This window comes from Streptomyces sp. NPDC037242 (assembly GCF_055604165.1).
This window is the reverse complement of the sequence record NZ_JBVJUY010000017.1, coordinates 153,175-171,811: the sequence shown is the minus strand read 5'-3', so window position 1 is coordinate 171,811 and position 18,637 is coordinate 153,175. Positions and strand designations below refer to the sequence as shown.

Here is an 18,637-nt window from a genome sequence, read left to right as displayed (position 1 = left end):
CCACGCCGAAGCCGCCCGCCACCACGATCTTCGCGGAGGTGGTGGAGCGAGGAGCCGCTCCGCCGTTAGAGCTTGCGAAGTCCACTGAGCACCCTCTCGAGCAGCGTTACGTCCGGCGTGCCGCCGGCCTCTCCATTGCCCGGCTGGTGGATGGCCACCATTCCGGCCTCGGCCAGGTCGGCCACGAGGATCCGGGCGACACCGAGCGGCATCGACAGCAGTGCGGACACCTCGGCGACCGACTTGACCTCGCGGCAGAGGGTGCAGATCCGCTGGTGCTCCGGCAGCAGGCCGGACAGGTGCATCGGATCGGCCGTGGTGCTGACCAGCGCCTCGATGGCGAGCTGGTAGCGCGGCCGGGTCCGGCCGCCGGTCATCGCGTAGGGACGCACCAGCGGCTGGTCGCCTTCCGAATACGACGAATCGCCGTACGAATCGGAGTAGGCGGGGGGCGGGGTCATTGATCCTCCGGGCTGGACAGCAGTGGTCAGCGTGCCGTCTGACGGGGCGGCCGGTGGGGGGACGGTATGACGGCCTGGCGGTGGTACTGGGTTCCGGGGCGGGGGCCCCGGTCCCCCGGCCGGAAGTACCGTCCGGCCGGGAGAGTGGGAGTCAGATGAGCAGGCTTCCCTGGAGCTCCGCGCGCAGGTCCGGGGTGAGGACGCTGCCGGCGCGGTCCACGAGGAGGGCCATCTCGTAGCCCACGAGGCCGATGTCGCACTCGGGGTGCGCGAGCACGGCCAGCGAGGAGCCGTCGGAGACGGACATGAGGAAGAGGAATCCCCGGTCCATCTCGACCACGGTCTGGTTGACGGCGCCGCCCTCGAAGATGCGGGAGGCACCGGCGGTCAGCGACGTCAACCCGGAGGCCACCGCCGCCAGCTGATCGGCGCGGTCGCGCGGGAACCCCTCGGACATGGCCAGAAGGAGTCCGTCGGCGGAGACCACCACGGTGTGGGACACCCCTGGGGTGTTGTCCACGAAGTTGGTGATCAACCAGTTCAGGTTCTGTGCCGCCTGGCTCATCGAACTCAACTATCGCTCCTGCTGGTAAGTGGGGTCGACGTGGTAACTGCCGGTTGCCGGGCCGTTGTTGCCGGCCTGACGTCCCTGCTGGATACCGCGTCGGAGGTTGGTCAGACGCCCGCGGACGTCGTCCGGGGAACGCGAGACCTGCGGACCGGCCTGCGCCTCGGCCTGCTGCTGCGCGGTGCCGGCCACGAGGTTCGCCCGCGGTACCCGGCGGGGCAGCCCCGAGGTGGTGATGCCGCCGGCGGCGGGCTGGCGTACGCGTTCGGCCTGCCGCATCAGCTCGTCGTTGGGAGAGGAGCGCCAGCTGACGGTCGGCGTGGCGCCGGTCGCCGCCTGCGCGGGCTCGGCCGCCTGCTCCTGGCCGCGCTGCGGCAGCTGGGGCTGCGGGCGCTGCTGGGGAGCCGGTGCCGGGGCCGCCGGGGCGGACTGCTGGTGCTGCTGCGGCTGCTGGGGTACGGACTGTCCCTGCGCGGGGGGCTGCTCGCCCTCCTGGCGGAACCAGTTCGACTCCAGCGTGTCGAAGATCGGGCTTCGGCCGGGGTCCGTGTTCGGGGCGGCCGGCGGCAGCGCCTCGGGCTGGTGCGCCTGAGGCAGCCGCGGAGCTTCCGGACGGGCCGGGGGTACGGGCGCGTAGCCGCCGACGCCGGGGCCGCCGGGCCGCTGGGCCTGGAAGTCCGGGCGGGCGAACTGGCCCGTGGAGGAGGGGTCGGCGTAGCCGGCGGGGCCGCGCAGCTCCGGGCGCTCGAACTGCCCGGTGGTGCTGTTGCCCGGGTTGCCGTTGCCCGCGCCGCCCGCCTGCTGCGGGTACGGGGCGTTGAAGTCGGGGCGGGCGAACTCCGAGGTCGAGCCGGGGCCCGACAGCTCGTCGTGCCCGCGCGGGACGTCGTGCCCGCGCTGGTCCGCGCCCCAGCTGGTGCTCTGCGGGACTCCGGCCGGGGAGCTGCCCGCACCCGGGAGTTCCGGACGGGGAGCACCACCGCGCGGCGGCAGCTGAGGCCGCGGGCCGCGTCCCGCCGGGGCGGCCGGAGCCTGGCCCGGGTAGGCCGCGGGACCGGCGGGACCCGAGGGGGCGCCGGGCTGCGGCGGCTGCGGAGCCTGGGGGCGCTCGAAGCCGCTGCCCTGGGCGAAGCCGGTCGGACCCGTCGCCGAGGGAGCGGGCACCGGACGCGCCTGCGGGCCACCGGGACCACCGGCCGGACCGCGGCCCGGCAGCGGTGCGCCCGCGCCGAACGCGCCCTGGCCCTGCCCGGCGGGAGCACCCTGCTGCGGGCGCTGGCCGGGAGCACCGGGACCGCCCTGCTGCGGGGGCCGGCCGCCCGGCTGACCCGGCTGGCCCTGCGGGCCGGTGGGACGCTGCGGGCCGGGAGCACCGTCGCGCCCCGGGAGGGCGGCGCGCTGGCCGCCCGCGGAGACCTGGCCGCGCTGCGGCGCCGCGCCCACGGGGGGACGTGCACTGCCACCCGGCACGGAACCCTGCGCCGAGGGACCGCCCTGAGCGGCACCGGGGCCACCGGGCGCACCGCCGGGTCCACCCGGCTTCTTGCCGCCCTGGGCGACGTCGACCGGCAGCATGACGAGGGCCGTGGTGCCGCCCGAGTCGGAGGGGCGCAGCTGGATGCGGATGCCGTGTCGCAGGGACAGGCGGCCGACCACGAACAGGCCCATGCGGCGGGAGACGGAGACGTCCACGGTGGGCGGCGAGGCGAGCCGCTCGTTGATCGCGGCGAGGTCCTCGGGGGAGAGGCCGATGCCGGTGTCGTGGATCTCGACGAGCACGCGGCCGTCGGGCAGCGCGTGACCGGTGACCTTGACCTTGGTCTGCGGGGAGGAGAACGACGTGGCGTTCTCCAGCAGCTCTGCGAGCAGGTGCACGAGGTCGTTGACGACGCGGCCGGCGACGTCGGTGCCGGGCACCGACGCGAGTTCGATGCGCTCGTACTGCTCCACCTCGGACGCGGCGGCGCGGAGCACGTCGACGAGCGGGACGGGGCGGGTCCAACGGCGGCCCGGCTCCTCGCCCGCGAGGACGAGGAGGTTTTCGCCGTTACGGCGCATGCGGGTCGCGAGGTGGTCGAGCTTGAAGAGCGAGGACAGCTGGTCCGGGTCGGCCTCGCGCGACTCCAGCTCGGAGATGAGCGAGAGCTGACGCTGGATGAGGCCCTGGGAGCGGCGCGAGAGGTTGGTGAACATCGCGTTGACGTTGCCCCGGAGGAGGGCCTGCTCGGCGGCGAGGCGGACGGCCTCGCGGTGCACGTCGTCGAAGGCCGCGGCCACCTGGCCGATCTCGTCGCGGGTGTGCAGACCGACGGACTCCACGGACGTGTCCACGTCCTGCGGGTCGGACTCGGAGAGCTGCTTGACGAGCTCCGGCAGGCGGTCCTGGGCGACGCGGGTCGCGGTGTCCTGCAGGCGGCGCAGCGAGCGGATCATCGAGCGGGCCATGATGAACGCGCCGACGAGGGAGACGCCGAGGACGAGGAGGATCAGGGCACCGTTGATGATGGCGTCCTGCTGCGACTCGTTCTTGAGCTCGCGGGCCTTCTGCTCCATGTCCTCGAGCAGGGTGAGCTCGATGACCTTCATGGCCTGGAGCTTGGTGTCGTCGGCGTCGTACCAGTCCATCCAGGACCGGTTCTTCTCCTTGCCGAACTGCCCCTGGGTGCTCAGGACGCGGCGCGCGTAGTGGTCGGCGCTGCCGATCTCCGTGTTGCCGTCGCCGAGCGCCGCGAGGAGCTCCTCGGGCTTGCCCTGGTAGACGAGTTCGAAGGTCTTCTTCGACTGGCTCTCACCGCGGAGCGCGGAGAGCGCGTACAGACGGTCGTTCTCCTTCAGGTCGCCGGGCCTGTCGCCGCTCTCGGGGAGCGAGGCGGCGATGACGGCGCGCTGGATGGAGGCGTACTCCTTGGCGGACGAGAAGGCCGCCAAGGCGCGCGTGCGCTTGATCATCTCCGGGCTGGAGGTGGCCTGGGCCATGTCCTGCGACAGCGAGAGCAGCGAGACGATCAGTGCGTTGTACTCGGTGACGGTCTGCTGGGCGCCGTTGACGTACGCCTTCTTGCGGATGTCCTCGATGCCGGTGAGCTGGCGGCCGATCTGCAGGATGTTGTTGCGGATCGACTTGAGGGTCTCGTCCTTGTCCTCCGCGCTGTCGACCTTGTCGGTCGCGGCGGCGAAGGCCTTGGCGGCGGAGTCGGTCTGGTCGCGGACACCCTGGACGAGGCTGTTGCTCTTGCCGTCCTTGAGCTGCGACATCGGACCGGCCGACTTGTCCCGCTCCTCCTGGAGCATGGCGGCCAGGTTGGTGGCCTGCCGGGTCATCGTCGTCAGCAGCTGCATGTGCTCCAGCTGCGCGATGTCGTTCATCGAGTCGTTGATGCGGAAGCCACCGAGCGTGGTGGCGGCGACGACCGGCAGGGTCAGCAGCGACACCAGTCGCGTGCTGATGCGCCAGTTCTGCATGGCGAGACGGGAACCGGGCCCACTGGGGGCCTTGGGTATCGCCGCGTCCCGCTCCGCCAGCTCGTCCGCGGGCTTGCCGGCCCTGACGGACTTGCCGCGGCCCTTGGGCTTCACGGCGGTGGAAGCATCGGGGCCCGCACCCTCGACAGCCGGCCCGCGGTTCTGGGCGTGCTGGGGCGAGGAGCCACGGTCGGTCCCGCCGCGCGGCTCCTGCTCCGCCGCAGCGCTGCCATCCCTCTTGAATCGTCCCTGCACTAGCGTCGCAACCTCTGGACCAGGCGTCCCGCCGGGCGACCGGTGGGACGGTGTCGAGTCTTGGGGCGGTGCGCCCCATGGTGGTCGTCGGTGACCGGCGCGTCTCCCTCTCCTTGCCACCGCGCTCGGCGCTGGGTCGCGCCACCTGCGCGCCGGCTGATTCCCGCGGCGGTCCCGCGAATTCCAGCACAGAGGCGGATCTCCAACAAGGTGCGAGTGTCGGCCCGGAGAGTCGGTCACGGCTTGTGATGCCAGCGCTACACGACGTAGAGGCCATTTGGTGAAGAATCGGACTTACACCATGCAAACACCACGTCTGGCAAGGTGTCCCAGTCGCGATGATCGGGAGCGGAATGGCGCATTCAGTGACGCAATGTCCGTTTTTTCGGGGCGAATTGACTGCCCGTTATGCCCGTAATGGGTAGTCACGGGTGAGCAAACTCACATAGCCCTGGCCATTACTTCCCGGTTCCGCGGGTGATTCGGATGTTTAGCCTTGCCCTTTACAGGGTTGGTGCATGCGACAAGCATCCACCACTCAAGATCCAACACACAAGATCCGACGAGCGAGCCGAGGGCCCCAGACTCCGATGAAGACGACGATGATGTTCCGCAACATAGCCAACCCGCGCCGCACCACCCTCGCGCACCTCAAGGACGCCGAGGAGCTGCAGGCCGTGGCGACTCCGGAGCACACCGTCGAGCTGCCGGCCCAGACCGCGAACCCGCGCCGCACCATCCTGATGGACGCCCCGGACGCCGTCGCCGCGCAGTAGGGAGCGCCTCGCGCGAAAGGCGCGCGAAGCGTCGGCGCCCACCGCGTTAGCCTGGAGTCCGCAGACTCCAGCCAGCGGTAATACAGAGGGGCAGACGCAACACGTGCGCATCGCCAGGTTCTCGATCGACGGCAACGTCGCCTTCGGCGCGGTCGAGGGCAACGCCGCCCCCGGCGCCGAAGGGGAGCTCGTCCTCGACATCATCAAGGGCATCCCGTTCGCGGACTTCGAGCTCTCCGGTACGAAGGTCCCGCTCAGCAAGGTCCGGCTGCTGCCGCCCGTGCTCCCGAACAAGGTCGTGGCCATCGGCCGCAACTACGCGGAGCACGCGGCGGAGCTCGGCAACGCCATTTTTGACGATCAGGGCCGTCCCGACGCGCCCATCACCTTCTTCAAGCCCTCCACCTCGGTGGTCGGCCCGGGCGACCCGATCACGTACCCCTCCTTCTCCCAGGACCTCCACCACGAGGCGGAGCTCGCCGTGGTCATCGGCCGCATGTGCCGCGAGGTCCCGCGCGAGCGCGTCAAGGACGTGATCCTCGGCTACACCTGCGCCAACGACGTCACCGCGCGCGACGTCCAGCAGCGCGAGAAGCAGTGGGCCCGCGCCAAGGGCTTCGACAGCGCCTGCCCCCTCGGCCCCTGGATCGAGACCGACCTGGACCCGAGCGACCTGACCATCCAGTGCACGGTCAACGGCGAACAGCGCCAGCTCGGCCGCACCAGCGACATGGTCCGCTCCATCGAGGACCTGGTCGTCCACATCAGCGAGGCCATGACGCTGCTCCCCGGCGACGTCATCCTCACGGGGACCCCGGCCGGAGTCGGCCCCCTGAACGTCGGCGACGAGGTCGCCGTCACCATCGAAGGCATCGGCACTCTCACCAACAAGGTGATCAAGCGTGGCTAACGCGAACGTCCGCGTACGTTTCTGTCCCTCCCCGACCGGCAACCCCCACGTGGGTCTGGTCCGCACGGCCCTCTTCAACTGGGCGTTCGCCCGCCACCACGGCGGTACGTTCGTCTTCCGCATCGAGGACACCGACGCGGCCCGCGACTCCGAGGAGTCGTACGTCCAGCTGCTCGACTCGCTGCGCTGGCTCGGCTTCACCTGGGACGAGGGTCCCGAGGTGGGCGGCCCGCACGCCCCGTACCGCCAGTCCGAGCGCATGGACATCTATGCGGACGTCGCCCAGCGCCTGCGCGACGGCGGTTACGCGTACGACTGCTACTGCACCACCGAGGAGCTGGACGCGCGCCGCGCCGCCGCCCGCGCGGCCGGCAAGCCCTCCGGCTACGACGGCCACTGCCGCGAGCTGACCCAGGTGCAGCTGGAGGCGTACCAGGGCGAGCACCGCCCCTCGATCGTCCGCTTCCGGATGCCCGACGAGACGATCACCTTCACGGACCTGGTCCGCGGGGAGATCTCCGTCGCCCCGGAGAACGTCTCCGACTTCGGCATCCTGCGGGCCAACGGCGCGCCGCTCTACACGCTCGTCAACCCGGTCGACGACGCGCTGATGGAGATCACCCACGTCCTGCGCGGCGAGGACCTGCTGTCCTCCACCCCGCGCCAGATCGCGCTCTACAAGGCGCTGATCGAGCTGGGCGTCGCCAAGGCGGTCCCCGAGTTCGGCCACCTGCCGTACGTGATGGGCGAGGGCAACAAGAAGCTCTCCAAGCGCGACCCGGAGTCCTCGCTCAACCTCTACCGCGAGCGCGGCTTCCTGCCCGAGGGCCTGCTGAACTACCTCTCGCTCCTCGGCTGGTCCTTCTCCAAGGACCAGGACATCTTCTCGATCGAGGAGATGGTGGCGAAGTTCGACATCCCGGACGTCAACGCCAACCCGGCGCGCTTCGACCTGAAGAAGGCCGAGTCGATCAACGCCGACCACATCCGCCTGCTGGACCCGAAGGCCTTCGCGGACGCCTGCGCCCCGTGGCTGCGGGCCCCGCACGCCAACTGGGCGCCCGAGGAGTTCGACGCCGAGGCCTGGGAGCGCATCGCGCCGTACGCCCAGACCCGCGTGACCGTCCTGTCGGACATCACGGCCAACGTCGACTTCCTGTTCCTGAAGGAGCCGGTCGAGGACCAGGCCTCGTGGGACAAGGCGATGAAGGGCGAGCCGGCGGCCCTGCTGACCACCGCGCGCGCCAACCTGGAGTCGGCCGACTGGTCGGACCCCGAGTCCCTCAAGCAGGCCGTCCTGACCGCCGGCGAGGCCCACGGCCTCAAGCTCGGCAAGGCCCAGGCCCCGGTCCGCGTCGCCGTCACCGGCCGCACGGTCGGCCTGCCGCTCTTCGAGTCCCTGCAGATCCTCGGCAAGGACCGCTCGCTGGCCCGCATCGACGCGACGCTGGCCAAGCTGGCCGCGTAGCCCTCTCCCGTACGTCCCGCAGGGGGCGGCCGCCGGATCCCCGGCAGCCGCCCCCTGCGGCGTTGTCGTGGCGTTCGTCACCGAGGGGGAGATCACCTGTTTCCTGACGGACTTCCTCGTCGTCCCCACCGGGGCGGGGCTTCCCGAGTAGCCTCGGCGGTATGCCGATCCGCGCCGTGCTGTGGGACATCGACGACACCCTGTTCGACTACACCGGTGCCGACACCGCCGGGCTCGCGCGGCAGCTGGAAGACGAGGGCCTGCGCGAGCGGTACGGATCCGCCGCCGAGGCGCTCGCGCTGTGGCGCTGCGTCACCGACCGGCACTGGGCGCGCTTCGCCGCCGGGGAGGTCACCTTCCTCGGGCAGCGCCGGGACCGGGTGCGGGACTTCCTCGGGGAGCCCGCCATGGGCGACGAGGGCGCCGACGCCTGGTTCGACCGCTACGTCGCGCACTACAAGGCCGCGTGGGCGCTGTTCCCCGACGTGGTGCCCGTACTGGACGCCCTCGCCGGCGGCTACCGGCACGGGGTGCTCTCCAACTCCTCCACCGCCGCCCAGGACCCCAAGCTGCGCCACCTCGGCCTGCGCGACCGCTTCGAGGTGCTGGTGTGCGCCGCCGAACTGGGCGTGAGCAAGCCCGAGGCGGCCGCCTTCCTCAGCGCCTGCGCCGAGATGGGGCTCCCGCCGCACGAGGTGGCGTACGTGGGGGACCAGCCGGAGATCGACGCGCGCGGCGCCCGTGACGCCGGGCTGACGGCGGTCTGGCTGGACCGCGACGGCGGCCGCGGACCGGGTCCTGCCGGTGTGCACCGGATCGCCGGACTCGACCGGCTGCCGGAGCTGCTGGCTGCAGATACCCGTTTTGGAGCACGGTCAGCCATCCGGTAATGTTCTTTCTGCGCCGCCGGAGCGGGCCGAAAGGCCGGACGGGGGCGCTAACCAAACGAAAGCCCCTCAGGGTCTTGAGTTTTGGTGGGCTATAGTGTAATTGGCAACACGAGGGTTTCTGGTTCCCTTATTCTAGGTTCGAGTCCTGGTAGCCCAGCGCAGTGCAGCAGTAACGCAGTGCTTTGCCCCCGTTGTGTAGCGGCCTAGCACGCCGCCCTCTCAAGGCGGTAGCGCCGGTTCGAATCCGGTCGGGGGTACAGATCCTTCCCGCGAGATCTCCAGGGTCGCACCCGGACGTCTTGATGCAGGATCGCTAGGGCCCCCGTTGTGTAGCGGCCTAGCACGCCGCCCTCTCAAGGCGGTAGCGCCGGTTCGAATCCGGTCGGGGGTACAGTGTCTAGCTGGTCTAGACCATTGGGCTATAGTGTAATTGGCAACACGAGGGTTTCTGGTTCCCTTATTCTAGGTTCGAGTCCTGGTAGCCCAGCGCAGTACCGCAGTAACAGCTAGCCCCCGTTGTGTAGCGGCCTAGCACGCCGCCCTCTCAAGGCGGTAGCGCCGGTTCGAATCCGGTCGGGGGTACGCACAGGAGAGGCCCTCCGCGATCATCGCGGAGGGCCTCTTCGCTTTTGCCCCGCGGGCATGTGAGTACGGGCCCGGAGGCGCGTGTTCAGGACGTGTGCGGCGTCGTACGCGCCCCCGGGCCCGGGGGAGTGGTGGGAGGTCGGACAGGGCCGGCCGCAGGCTCAGCCGGAGCGGCGCAGCGCCTCGGTGAGCCGGGCGGCCGCGTCGATGACGGCCTGGGCGTGCATCCGGCCCGGGTGGCGGGTGAGCCGCTCGATCGGCCCGGAGACCGACACGGAGGCCACCACGCGGTTCGAGGGCCCGCGCACCGGCGCCGAGACGGAGGCCACGCCGGGCTCCCGCTCGCCGATCGACTGGGCCCAGCCGCGGCGCCGTACGCCCGAGAGCGCCGTCGCGGTGAAGCGCGCGCCCTGCAGGCCGCGGTGGAGCCGCTCGGGCTCCTCCCACGCCATCAGGATCTGCGCCGCCGAGCCGGCCTTCATCGGGAGCGTGGAGCCCACCGGGACGGTGTCCCGCAGGCCCGACAGCCGCTCGGCGGCCGCCACGCAGATGCGCATGTCGCCCTGACGCCGGTAGAGCTGCGCGCTCTCGCCCGTCACGTCCCGGAGGTGGGTGAGCACCGGTCCGGCCGTGGCCAGCAGGCGGTCCTCGCCGGCCGCGGCGGCGAGCTCCGCCAACCGCGGTCCGAGGATGAACCGGCCCTGCATGTCCCTCGCCACCATCCGGTGGTGTTCCAGTGCCACGGCAAGGCGATGTGCCGTGGGTCGTGCGAGCCCTGTCGCCGCGACCAGCCCGGCGAGGGTGGCCGGACCGGACTCCAGTGCGCTCAATACCAGAGCTGCCTTGTCGAGAACGCCGACGCCGCTAGAGTTGTCCATGAAACGATATTCGCGTCTCACACTGTGAAACGCAAGTTCAATTTTTCCAAGAACCAGCGAGTCTGTATGTACGGGTCCACGAACCACTGGGTCCGGGACGGTGAGCCGGAGGGAAAGCGATGGGTAGGACACTCGCGGAGAAGGTCTGGGACGACCATGTCGTCCGGCGCGCCGAGGGCGAGCCCGATCTCCTCTTCATCGATCTGCACCTGCTGCACGAGGTGACCAGCCCCCAGGCCTTCGAGGGCCTGCGCCAGGCCGGCCGCAAGGTCCGACGCCTCGACCTCACCATCGCGACCGAGGACCACAACACCCCCACCATCGACATCGACAAGCCGATCGCGGACCCGGTCTCCCGGGCCCAGCTGGAGACGCTGCGCAAGAACTGCGCCGAGTTCGGTGTCCGTCTGCACCCGCTGGGTGACGTGGAGCAGGGCGTCGTCCACGTCGTGGGACCGCAGCTGGGTCTGACCCAGCCGGGCACCACCGTGGTCTGCGGCGACTCGCACACCTCCACGCACGGCGCCTTCGGCGCGCTGGCCTTCGGCATCGGCACCAGCCAGGTCGAGCACGTGCTGGCCACCCAGACGCTGCCGCTGGCCCGCCCCAGGACGATGGCGATCACCGTCACCGGCGCGCTGGCCGAGGGCGTCACCGCCAAGGACCTGATCCTGGCGATCATCGCCAAGATCGGCACCGGCGGCGGCCAGGGCTACATCCTGGAATACCGCGGCGAGGCCATCGAGAAGCTCTCGATGGAAGCCCGCATGACCATCTGCAACATGTCGATCGAGGCGGGCGCCCGCGCCGGCATGATCGCCCCCGACCAGACCACCTTCGACTACCTGGAGGGCCGCGACCACGCCCCCCGGGGCGCAGAGTGGGACGAGGCCGTCGCGTACTGGAAGACCCTGCGCACCGACGAGGACGCGGTCTTCGACGCCGAGGTCGTCATCGACGGCGCCGCGCTGTCGCCGTTCGTCACCTGGGGCACCAACCCGGGCCAGGGCGCGCCCCTGTCGGGACACGTCCCCGACCCGGCTTCGTACGAGGACGCTTCGGAGCGTCTGGCCGCCGAAAAGGCCCTGGAATACATGGGGTTGACCGCCGGGCAGCCGCTGCGCGACATCAAGGTCGACACCGTCTTCGTAGGTTCGTGCACCAACGGCCGCATCGAGGACCTGCGGGCCGTGGCGGATGTCATCGGCGGCCGCAAAGTCGCCGACGGCGTACGGATGCTGGTGGTCCCGGGCTCCGTCCGGGTCGCCCTGCAGGCCGTGGAGGAGGGCCTGGACAAGGTCTTCAAGGAGGCCGGCGCCGAATGGCGGCACGCGGGCTGCTCGATGTGTCTGGGCATGAACCCCGACCAACTGGCCCCCGGTGAGCGCTCCGCGTCCACCTCCAACCGCAACTTCGAGGGCCGGCAGGGCAAGGGCGGTCGTACCCACCTGGTCTCGCCGCAGGTGGCCGCCGCCACCGCGGTACTGGGCCACTTGGCCTCTCCCGCCGACCTGTCCGAAGCCACCGCGACCGCCGGAGTCTGAACCATGGAAGCCTTCACCACCCACACCGGCCGGGCCGTACCGCTGCGCCGCGGCAACGTGGACACCGACCAGATCATCCCGGCCCACTGGCTGAAGAAGATCACCCGCGACGGGTTCGAGGACGGGCTCTTCGAGGCCTGGCGCAAGGACCCGGAGTTCATCACGAACCGGCCCGAGCGCGCGGGGGCGACCGTCCTGGTCGCGGGCCCCGACTTCGGCACCGGCTCCTCGCGCGAACACGCCGTCTGGGCCCTGCAGAACTTCGGCTTCAAGACGGTCATCTCCTCCCGGTTCGCCGACATCTTCCGCGGCAACTCGCTGAAGAACGGTCTGCTGACCGTCGTCCTGCCCCAGGAGACCGTCGAGCAGCTGTGGAAGCTGACCGAGGCCGACCCGACCGCCGAGGTCACCGTGGACCTGGTCGCGCGCCAGGTCCGAGCCGAGGGCGTCGAGGCGGAGTTCGAACTCGACGACAACGCCCGCTGGCGGCTGCTGGAGGGTCTGGACGACATCTCTCTCACCCTTCAGAACGAAGCGGACATCGCCACCTACGAAAGCGCCCGGCCGGCCTTCAAGCCGCGCACGATTCGGGCCTGATTCCTGCCTGATCAGCGCTTATTCGCCCTTGGGTGATCACGTCGGCAACACTGTGCCCCCTGCCTTCCGGCAGGGGGCACAGCCGTTTGTTGAGGCCCCGTGAGGCGACAACTCGCCCCAGATGGCACAATCTGTGCATGGAACGCGACAGTCAACTCGAGCTCTACGAACTCGTCGCGGACCGGTTGAAAGAAGCACACACAAGGGTGCGCACGCTGCAAGTCCCGGAGGGCGTAAGGATGGCGCTGTCCCGGAAGCTGTTGGTCGTCACGGCCGCGGCGAAGCACGATCTCGCCGATGCGGCAAGGCGCCTGGACAGGTTGATGAAGGACCTCGACGAGGGTCGATTCCCTGAAGGCGACTGATGCGAAGGAACTCCGTAACGACCTACAACGTTGCGGCACTAGGGTGATTAGCCCGTTTCGTGTTTGATTTGCGGTATATATCCGCCTAACGTGCGAAATAAGCTTGAACACATTCGTTCTGGCGAAGTCTCCGAAGGGGAAGACGTTGAACAAGGCGCAGCTCGTAGAAGCGATTGCCGACAAGCTGGGCGGCCGTCAGCAGGCCGCGGACGCTGTCGACGCGGTACTGGACGCGATCGTCCGCGCGACCGTCGCGGGCGACCGGGTCTCGGTCACGGGCTTCGGCTCGTTCGAGAAGGTCGACCGCCCGGCCCGTTACGCCCGCAACCCCCAGACGGGAGAGCGCGTCCGGGTCAAGAAGACCTCGGTTCCCCGCTTCCGCGCGGGCCAGGGCTTCAAGGACCTGGTCGCCGGCACCAAGAAGCTCCCCAAGGGCGGCGAGGTCTCGGTGAAGAAGGCGCCCAAGGGCAGCCTCACCGGTGGCGCTTCCGCGACCGTCAAGAAGGCCGCGGCCAAGAAGGCCACCACCGCCAAGAAGGCCGCGGCGAAGACCGCGGTCGCCAAGAAGGTCACGGCCAAGAAGACCACCGCGACCGCGAAGAAGGCCGTCGCCAAGACCGCCGTGGCGAAGAAGGCCGCGCCGGCCGCGAAGAAGGCCACGGTCAAGAAGGCCGCCGCGACGGCGAAGAAGACCACCGCGACGGCCAAGAAGACGGCTCCGGCCGCCAAGAAGGCCACCGCGAAGACCACCGCGCCCGCCAAGAAGACGGCGACGCGCAAGGCCACCGCGAAGAAGACCACCGCCCGCAAGAAGTAGGGCACGAGTCACACGCGCCGGGCCGGCTTCCCCTGGAGGGGGAAGCCGGCCCGCGGTGCGTTCTTGCAGGTCGGAAGGGCAGACCTCAGAAGGTCTGGAGCGTGACCAGGGTGATCCGCAGGCCGGCGCCCTCGCCGTCCGTCTCGATCCGGACCCGCTGGCCCGGGCGCAGCAGCCGCAGGCCGCCCGCGTCGAACGCAGGGGCCTCGAAGGGCACCGGGGTGCCGTCGTCCAGCAGCACACTGCCGCTGCGGGTCTGGGAGTCGTACGTGTACGCGGTCGCCTGCATACGGGAACTGTATCGGGCCGTGTGACGCCCCACACCAAGGGTGAGGGCGGTCCGCAGGTCCGCACCCGTGTCCACGTCCCGGCGCACGCTGTCGACGCCCGCCAGGGCCATTTCCACCGCCCCGGAGGCCGAATGCCGGGCCCGGGACCGGCCGCCGAACGACGGGGCCAATTCCACGTCCGGCGCAGCGGAAAGCAGGGTCGTCCCGATTCCCGCCGCATCGGCCAGAAATGCCCGGCGGAATACCGCCGCCGCATCGAGCACGCGTAGCAATTCCGGAGGCCGCAGCGCGGGCAGATCCGCGTTCATCGCGGCCACCGCCGCCCGCGGCCGGCCCGCGCGTATCGCCCGCGCCCCGTGGACCAGCGCCGCGTTGAGCCCGGAGCCCGGCGCGTCCGGCACGATCCGCGCTCCCAGCCGGGCCAGTTCCGCCCCGGCCGCCGCGTCGTCCGTGACGACGACCACATCCGCGACCGCCGCGCAGGCCAGCGCCCCCGCCACGGTGTCCTGCGCGAACGCCAGCGCGAGCCCCGGGCGCCAGGCGCCGACGGCCTGCGCGAGCCGGCTCTTGGCCAACGCCAGCGGCTTCAGCGGGACCACCAGGCTCCAGGCGGCGTTCGTCACGGACCCCTACCCTCCGGTGAGCTCTCGCACATGCGCAGGCCATGGTCAGGTCATGGCCGGGTCATGCCTCGGCCCATTGTCACTCCCGGCCGGGCGACCCGGGGGACCGGTGCCCTGAGCGGGGCGTACGGTGTTCTCGACAGAGACCGGACCCGGGGCGACACTTGTCCGGCCCCGAGGTGCCCCAGCCGCGCACCGGTCGTAGAGGAAGGTGTCCGAGTGTCCCGCCGCAGAATCGGCTTCTGGTACCGCCTGGCGGCGGTCATCGCAAAACCGCCGCTGGTAGTGCTCTTCAAGCGGGACTGGCGGGGAATGAACCACATTCCGGCCGAGGGCGGATTTATCACCGCCGTCAATCACAACTCGTATCTGGACCCGCTCTCCTACGCGCACTTCCAGTACAACACCGGCCGGGTGCCCCGATTGCTCGCCAAGGCGGCCCTCTTCAAGGTGCCTATTGTCGGCGCCATCCTGCACGGCAGCGGCCAGATCCCCGTCTACCGGGAGTCCACCAACGCCCTGGACGCATTCCGGGCCGCCGTGGACGCGATCGAGGCCGGCGAATGCGTGGCCTTTTACCCGGAAGGCACCCTCACCCGCGACCCCGACATGTGGCCGATGGCCGGCAAGACCGGCGCCGCCCGCGTCGCGCTGATGACAAAGGCCCCCGTCATTCCGGTGGCCCAGTGGGGCGCGAATCTGGCGATGCCGCCGTACGCCAAGGAGAACAAGCTCAGCCTGTTCCCGCGCAAGACCCTCCAGGTGATCGCCGGAGCGCCCGTGGACCTCTCCGCGTTCTACGACCGGGAACCCACCCCGGAGGTGCTCAAGGAGGTCACCGAGGTCATCATGGCGGCCATCACCGGGCTGCTGGAGGAACTGCGGGGCGAAACCGCGCCCGCGCAGCCGTACGACCATCGCAAGGCCAGGGCCGAACAGCGGCGCAAGGCCGCGGGGGAGGGCAAGAAGTGACACGTCCCGTGAAGGCAACCGTCTTCGGAACCGGATCCTGGGGCACGGCCTTCGCCATCGTGCTCGCCGACGCCGGCTGCGAGGTGACCCTGTGGGGCCGCCGCCAGGAACTCGTCGACGCCATCAACACCGGCCGGACCAACCCGGACTACTTCCCGGACGTCCAACTCCCCGAGAACATCAGCGCCACCACCGACCCGGCCGCCGCCGCGGCCGGCGCCGACTTCACCGTCCTCGCCATCCCCTCCCAGACCCTGCGCGAGAACCTCGCGGCCTGGGCGCCCCTGCTGGCCCCCGACACGGTGCTCGTCTCCCTCATGAAGGGCATCGAACTCGGCACCGCCAAGCGGATGAGCGAGGTCATCGAAGAGGTCGCCAAGGTCCCCGCCGAGCGCATCGCCGTCGTCACCGGCCCCAACCTGGCCCCCGAGATCGCCGCCCGGCAGCCCGCCGCCTCCGTCGTCGCCTGCGTGGACGAGGCCGTGGCCCGGCGCCTCCAGGCCGCCTGCCACACCGCGTACTTCCGGCCGTACACGAGCACCGACGTCATCGGTTGCGAGCTCGGCGGCGCCGTCAAGAACGTCATCGGCCTCGCCGTGGGCATCGCCGACGGCATGGGCCTGGGTGACAACACCAAGGGCTCCCTCATCACCCGCGGACTCGCCGAAGCGACCCGTCTGGGCGTGGCGATGGGAGCCGACCCGCTCACCTTCTCCGGCCTCGCGGGTCTCGGCGACCTGGTCGCCACCTGCTCCTCGCCGCTCTCCCGGAACCACACCTTCGGCACCAACCTCGGCCGCGGGATGACCCTGGAGGAGACCATCGCGGTCACCCGGCAGACCGCGGAGGGCGTCAAGTCCTGCCAGTCGGTGGCCGATCTCGCCCGCCGCCACGGGGTCGACATGCCGATCACCGACACCGTCGTCGACATCGTCCACCACGGCAAGCCCACGCTGGTCGCGCTCAAGGAGCTCATGGCGCGCAGCGCCAAACCGGAACGGCGCTGACTCCTTTCCGGACGTCTGAGCGGGTACCCTCGTGGCGATATGAGCAGCGAGAACCTCCCCCAGACCCCTGAGCAGCAGGGCCGCAAGCCCCGCGTGGCCGTCGTGTTCGGCGGCCGCAGCTCGGAACACGCCATCTCGGTCGTCACGGCGGGCGCCGTGCTGCGCTCCATCGACCGCTCCAAGTACGAGGTGCTGCCCATCGGCATCACCACGGACGGCCGGTGGGCGCTGACCGCCGACGAGCCCGCGCGGATGGCCATCGCCGACCGAAAGCTCCCGAACGTCGAGGAGCTCGCCGACTCCGAGGACGGCTCCGTCGTGCTCTCGGTGGACCCCGCCCGCCGCGAGGTCGTCTACACCGAGCCGGGCGCCGTTCCCAAGGCCCTGGGCGAGGTCGACGTCGTCTTCCCCGTACTGCACGGCCCGTACGGCGAGGACGGCACCCTGCAGGGCCTCCTGGAGCTGTCCGGCATCCCGTACGTCGGCTCGGGCGTCCTCGCCTCGGCCGTCGGCCAGGACAAGGACTACATGAAGCGGGTCTTCACGTCCTTCGGGCTGCGCGTCGGCCCGTACGTGACCATCCGCCCCCGCGAGTGGGAAGCGGACCGCGACGCCGCCCGCAGCAGGATCCTGGACTTCGCCGGCGAGCACGGCTGGCCGCTGTTCATCAAGCCCGCCCGGGCCGGCTCCTCCATCGGCATCACCAAGGTCGACGACGCCTCCGCCCTGGACGCGGCGGTCCGCGAGGCCCAGCGGCACGACCCGAAGATCATCGTGGAGGCGCTGCTGCGCGGCCGCGAGATCGAGTGCGGGGTGCTGGAGTTCGAGGACGGTCCGCGCGCGAGCGTGCCCGCCGAGATCCCGCCGGTCTCCAGCCACGACTTCTACGACTTCGAGGCGAAGTACATCGACTCCGCCTCCGGGATCGTGCCCGCGCCGCTCACCCCCGAGCAGACCGCCGAGGTCCAGCGGCTCGCGATCGAGGCCTTCGAGGCAGCTTCGTGCGAGGGTCTGGTGCGCGCCGACTTCTTCCTGACCGAAGACGGCACCTTCGTCATCAACGAGATCAACACCATGCCCGGCTTCACCCCCATCTCCATGTACCCGCGGATGTGGCAGGAGTCGGGCATCGAGTACCAGGAGCTGGTGGACCGCCTGATCCAGGCGGCCCTGCGCCGCTCCACCGGGCTGCGCTAGCCGGAATCCGGGACCAACGCCGACCGCCCGCCGGGGAAATCCCGGCGGGCGGCGGTGTGAGCGGGTCCGATCGGGGCCTCAGTACGAAGAGATCCCCGCCGGTACGGTCCTGGCGATGGCGGCGGACAGCCCGACCAGCATCCCGGCATCCGTGGCATGCTCCTTGTCGACCCGGACCTCCGTGTACGCCAGCCGCGCGCCGGTGGTGAACCGGAACCCCCCGTCGTCGCCCTGCTTCTCCAGCAGCCAGCCGACACCGTTGACCTCGACGCCGTCCTGCTCCGGATCCCACATCTTCGCGGGCTTGGGGATACCGCACCGCAGTACGATCGCCGAGCCGCCCCAAGCGGCGGTCAGGTCGGACTCCGGTTCCACCGGGGTCCGCGCCAGACCGGCCACCGTTTCCGGGAGCTCCTTGTGCAGCGCCGCACAGAGCCCCGCGACGTCGGCGGGCGGTGCGGGCGGCGGAGTCACCCGGGCCCCGGAACCGCCCGCGGTGCAGCCCGCGACGGACAGGACGACAGCCAGTGCGGGCAGTACGGCGAGCAGACCAAGGTGCCGGTGGTGGAGGGACATCACCGGCCAAGAGTAGACGGGGGCTACAGATGGACCACGGGGCAGGTCAAGGTGCGGGTGATCCCCTCCACCTGCTGGACCTTGGCCACGACCATGCGACCGAGTTCGTCCACGGTGTCGGCCTGGGCACGCACGATCACGTCGTACGGGCCCGTCACGTCCTCGGCCTGGATCACCCCCGCGATCTGGGCGATGGACTCGGCGACGAAAGACGCCTTGCCCACCTCGGTCTGGATAAGGATGTACGCCTGTACCACGGAACCTCCAGGGCGGCCACGAGGATCATTTCCCCTAACCTTCGGGTGGGCCCCGCACGATCGGCAGGGCCGGGGGAAGAAGGGACGCCACGGTACCGCGTCGCCGAGCGCCGCGGGGAGACCTGCGAGCCCGGCACCA

The 18,637-nt window shown here is 70.6% G+C and carries 17 protein-coding genes, 5 tRNA genes and 2 pseudogenes; 16 read left to right on the top strand and 8 right to left on the bottom strand.

Going from position 1 to position 18,637, the window contains the following annotated elements; translation table 11 throughout:
* The 4 genes and pseudogenes from ACZ7GJ_RS21670 to ACZ7GJ_RS21655 all read right to left on the bottom strand — a co-directional run.
* Positions 1 to 85: pseudogene (locus ACZ7GJ_RS21670) on the bottom strand (ATP-binding protein); the annotation flags it as partial.
* Entirely contained in the window at positions 66 to 461 is a 396-nt protein-coding gene (locus tag ACZ7GJ_RS21665; protein WP_048475965.1) for a DUF742 domain-containing protein, read from the bottom strand. The pseudogene ACZ7GJ_RS21670 and the gene ACZ7GJ_RS21665, both read right to left, overlap by 20 nt.
* Positions 462 to 612: 151 nt before the next feature.
* Positions 613 to 1,026, bottom strand: a complete 414-nt coding sequence (locus tag ACZ7GJ_RS21660) for a roadblock/LC7 domain-containing protein (RefSeq protein WP_008739864.1) — start codon at positions 1,024 to 1,026, stop codon at positions 613 to 615.
* A 9-nt stretch (positions 1,027 to 1,035) separates the two neighbouring features.
* Positions 1,036 to 4,746 (bottom strand): nitrate- and nitrite sensing domain-containing protein, encoded by a 3,711-nt coding sequence (locus tag ACZ7GJ_RS21655; protein ID WP_470753843.1) that lies wholly within the window; start codon positions 4,744 to 4,746, stop codon positions 1,036 to 1,038.
* Positions 4,747 to 5,336: 590 nt separating this feature from the next.
* Here ACZ7GJ_RS21655 and ACZ7GJ_RS21650 point away from each other — a divergent pair.
* From ACZ7GJ_RS21650 to ACZ7GJ_RS21610, 9 genes are all read left to right on the top strand, one after another.
* Positions 5,337 to 5,522 carry a hypothetical protein gene (locus ACZ7GJ_RS21650; protein ID WP_470753842.1) on the top strand — a complete coding sequence of 62 codons (186 nt, stop codon included), beginning with the start codon at positions 5,337 to 5,339 and terminating at the stop codon, positions 5,520 to 5,522.
* A gap of 103 nt (positions 5,523 to 5,625) precedes the next feature.
* Entirely contained in the window at positions 5,626 to 6,432 is an 807-nt protein-coding gene (locus tag ACZ7GJ_RS21645; RefSeq protein ID WP_470753840.1) for a fumarylacetoacetate hydrolase family protein, read from the top strand.
* Positions 6,425 to 7,900 (top strand): glutamate--tRNA ligase, encoded by a 1,476-nt coding sequence (gltX, locus tag ACZ7GJ_RS21640; RefSeq protein ID WP_470753839.1) that lies wholly within the window; start codon positions 6,425 to 6,427, stop codon positions 7,898 to 7,900. The genes ACZ7GJ_RS21645 and gltX overlap by 8 nt, the downstream gene beginning before the upstream one ends.
* Before the next feature lie 161 nt (positions 7,901 to 8,061).
* Positions 8,062 to 8,790: an HAD family hydrolase gene (locus ACZ7GJ_RS21635; RefSeq protein ID WP_470753838.1), complete on the top strand. Its 729-nt coding sequence runs from the start codon at positions 8,062 to 8,064 to the stop codon at positions 8,788 to 8,790.
* Positions 8,791 to 8,875: 85 nt separating this feature from the next.
* Positions 8,876 to 8,947: transfer RNA gene (locus ACZ7GJ_RS21630), tRNA-Gln, on the top strand.
* 27 nt (positions 8,948 to 8,974) lie between these two features.
* Positions 8,975 to 9,047: transfer RNA gene (locus ACZ7GJ_RS21625), tRNA-Glu, on the top strand.
* Positions 9,048 to 9,108: 61 nt separating this feature from the next.
* Positions 9,109 to 9,181 (top strand) — tRNA-Glu (locus ACZ7GJ_RS21620).
* A gap of 24 nt (positions 9,182 to 9,205) precedes the next feature.
* Positions 9,206 to 9,277, top strand: a tRNA-Gln gene (locus ACZ7GJ_RS21615).
* Positions 9,278 to 9,299: 22 nt separating this feature from the next.
* Positions 9,300 to 9,372, top strand: a tRNA-Glu gene (locus ACZ7GJ_RS21610).
* A gap of 164 nt (positions 9,373 to 9,536) precedes the next feature.
* Here the strand turns inward: ACZ7GJ_RS21610 and ndgR are convergent.
* Complete coding sequence (gene ndgR / locus ACZ7GJ_RS21605; RefSeq protein WP_007266782.1) at positions 9,537 to 10,253, bottom strand: IclR family transcriptional regulator NdgR; 717 nt, start codon at positions 10,251 to 10,253, stop codon at positions 9,537 to 9,539.
* 119 nt (positions 10,254 to 10,372) lie between these two features.
* On the opposite strand from ndgR, the gene leuC reads away from it, so the two are divergent.
* The 4 genes from leuC (at position 10,373) to ACZ7GJ_RS21585 (ending at position 13,576) form a co-directional block, all read left to right on the top strand.
* Positions 10,373 to 11,797 (top strand): 3-isopropylmalate dehydratase large subunit, encoded by a 1,425-nt coding sequence (gene leuC, locus ACZ7GJ_RS21600; protein WP_470753836.1) that lies wholly within the window; start codon positions 10,373 to 10,375, stop codon positions 11,795 to 11,797.
* 3 nt (positions 11,798 to 11,800) lie between these two features.
* On the top strand, positions 11,801 to 12,394 hold the full coding sequence (gene leuD / locus ACZ7GJ_RS21595) for a 3-isopropylmalate dehydratase small subunit (RefSeq protein ID WP_470753834.1): 594 nt from the start codon (positions 11,801 to 11,803) through the stop codon (positions 12,392 to 12,394).
* Between the two features lie 137 nt (positions 12,395 to 12,531).
* Positions 12,532 to 12,759 carry an SCO5555 family protein gene (locus ACZ7GJ_RS21590; RefSeq protein WP_008739877.1) on the top strand — a complete coding sequence of 76 codons (228 nt, stop codon included), beginning with the start codon at positions 12,532 to 12,534 and terminating at the stop codon, positions 12,757 to 12,759.
* Between the two features lie 145 nt (positions 12,760 to 12,904).
* Positions 12,905 to 13,576, top strand: coding sequence for an HU family DNA-binding protein (locus tag ACZ7GJ_RS21585; RefSeq protein ID WP_365917513.1), 672 nt, complete (start codon positions 12,905 to 12,907; stop codon positions 13,574 to 13,576).
* Between the two features lie 294 nt (positions 13,577 to 13,870).
* On the opposite strand, the pseudogene cofC reads toward ACZ7GJ_RS21585, so the two are convergent.
* Positions 13,871 to 14,489: pseudogene (cofC, locus tag ACZ7GJ_RS21580) on the bottom strand (2-phospho-L-lactate guanylyltransferase); the annotation flags it as partial.
* 219 nt (positions 14,490 to 14,708) lie between these two features.
* Between cofC and ACZ7GJ_RS21575 the strand changes: the two are divergent.
* Genes ACZ7GJ_RS21575 through ACZ7GJ_RS21565 form a run of 3 tightly spaced genes read left to right on the top strand, consistent with a single transcriptional unit; the run spans position 14,709 to position 17,665 of the window.
* Positions 14,709 to 15,461, top strand: coding sequence for a lysophospholipid acyltransferase family protein (locus ACZ7GJ_RS21575; protein ID WP_470753831.1), 753 nt, complete (start codon positions 14,709 to 14,711; stop codon positions 15,459 to 15,461).
* Entirely contained in the window at positions 15,458 to 16,468 is a 1,011-nt protein-coding gene (locus ACZ7GJ_RS21570) for an NAD(P)H-dependent glycerol-3-phosphate dehydrogenase (protein WP_470753828.1), read from the top strand. Before ACZ7GJ_RS21575 ends, ACZ7GJ_RS21570 begins: the two co-directional genes overlap by 4 nt.
* A 39-nt stretch (positions 16,469 to 16,507) precedes the next feature.
* Positions 16,508 to 17,665, top strand: a complete 1,158-nt coding sequence (locus tag ACZ7GJ_RS21565; protein ID WP_470753825.1) for a D-alanine--D-alanine ligase family protein — start codon at positions 16,508 to 16,510, stop codon at positions 17,663 to 17,665.
* Positions 17,666 to 17,743: 78 nt separating this feature from the next.
* Here the strand turns inward: ACZ7GJ_RS21565 and ACZ7GJ_RS21560 are convergent, their stop codons facing one another.
* Both ACZ7GJ_RS21560 and ACZ7GJ_RS21555 read right to left on the bottom strand, forming a co-directional pair.
* The gene (locus ACZ7GJ_RS21560; RefSeq protein ID WP_470753823.1) at positions 17,744 to 18,241 is read right to left on the bottom strand and encodes a DUF3515 domain-containing protein; all 498 of its coding nucleotides are present in this window, start codon (positions 18,239 to 18,241) and stop codon (positions 17,744 to 17,746) included.
* Positions 18,242 to 18,264: 23 nt separating this feature from the next.
* On the bottom strand, positions 18,265 to 18,498 hold the full coding sequence (locus ACZ7GJ_RS21555) for an Lrp/AsnC ligand binding domain-containing protein (protein WP_214947835.1): 234 nt from the start codon (positions 18,496 to 18,498) through the stop codon (positions 18,265 to 18,267).
* Between the last annotated feature and the right edge of the window lie 139 nt (positions 18,499 to 18,637).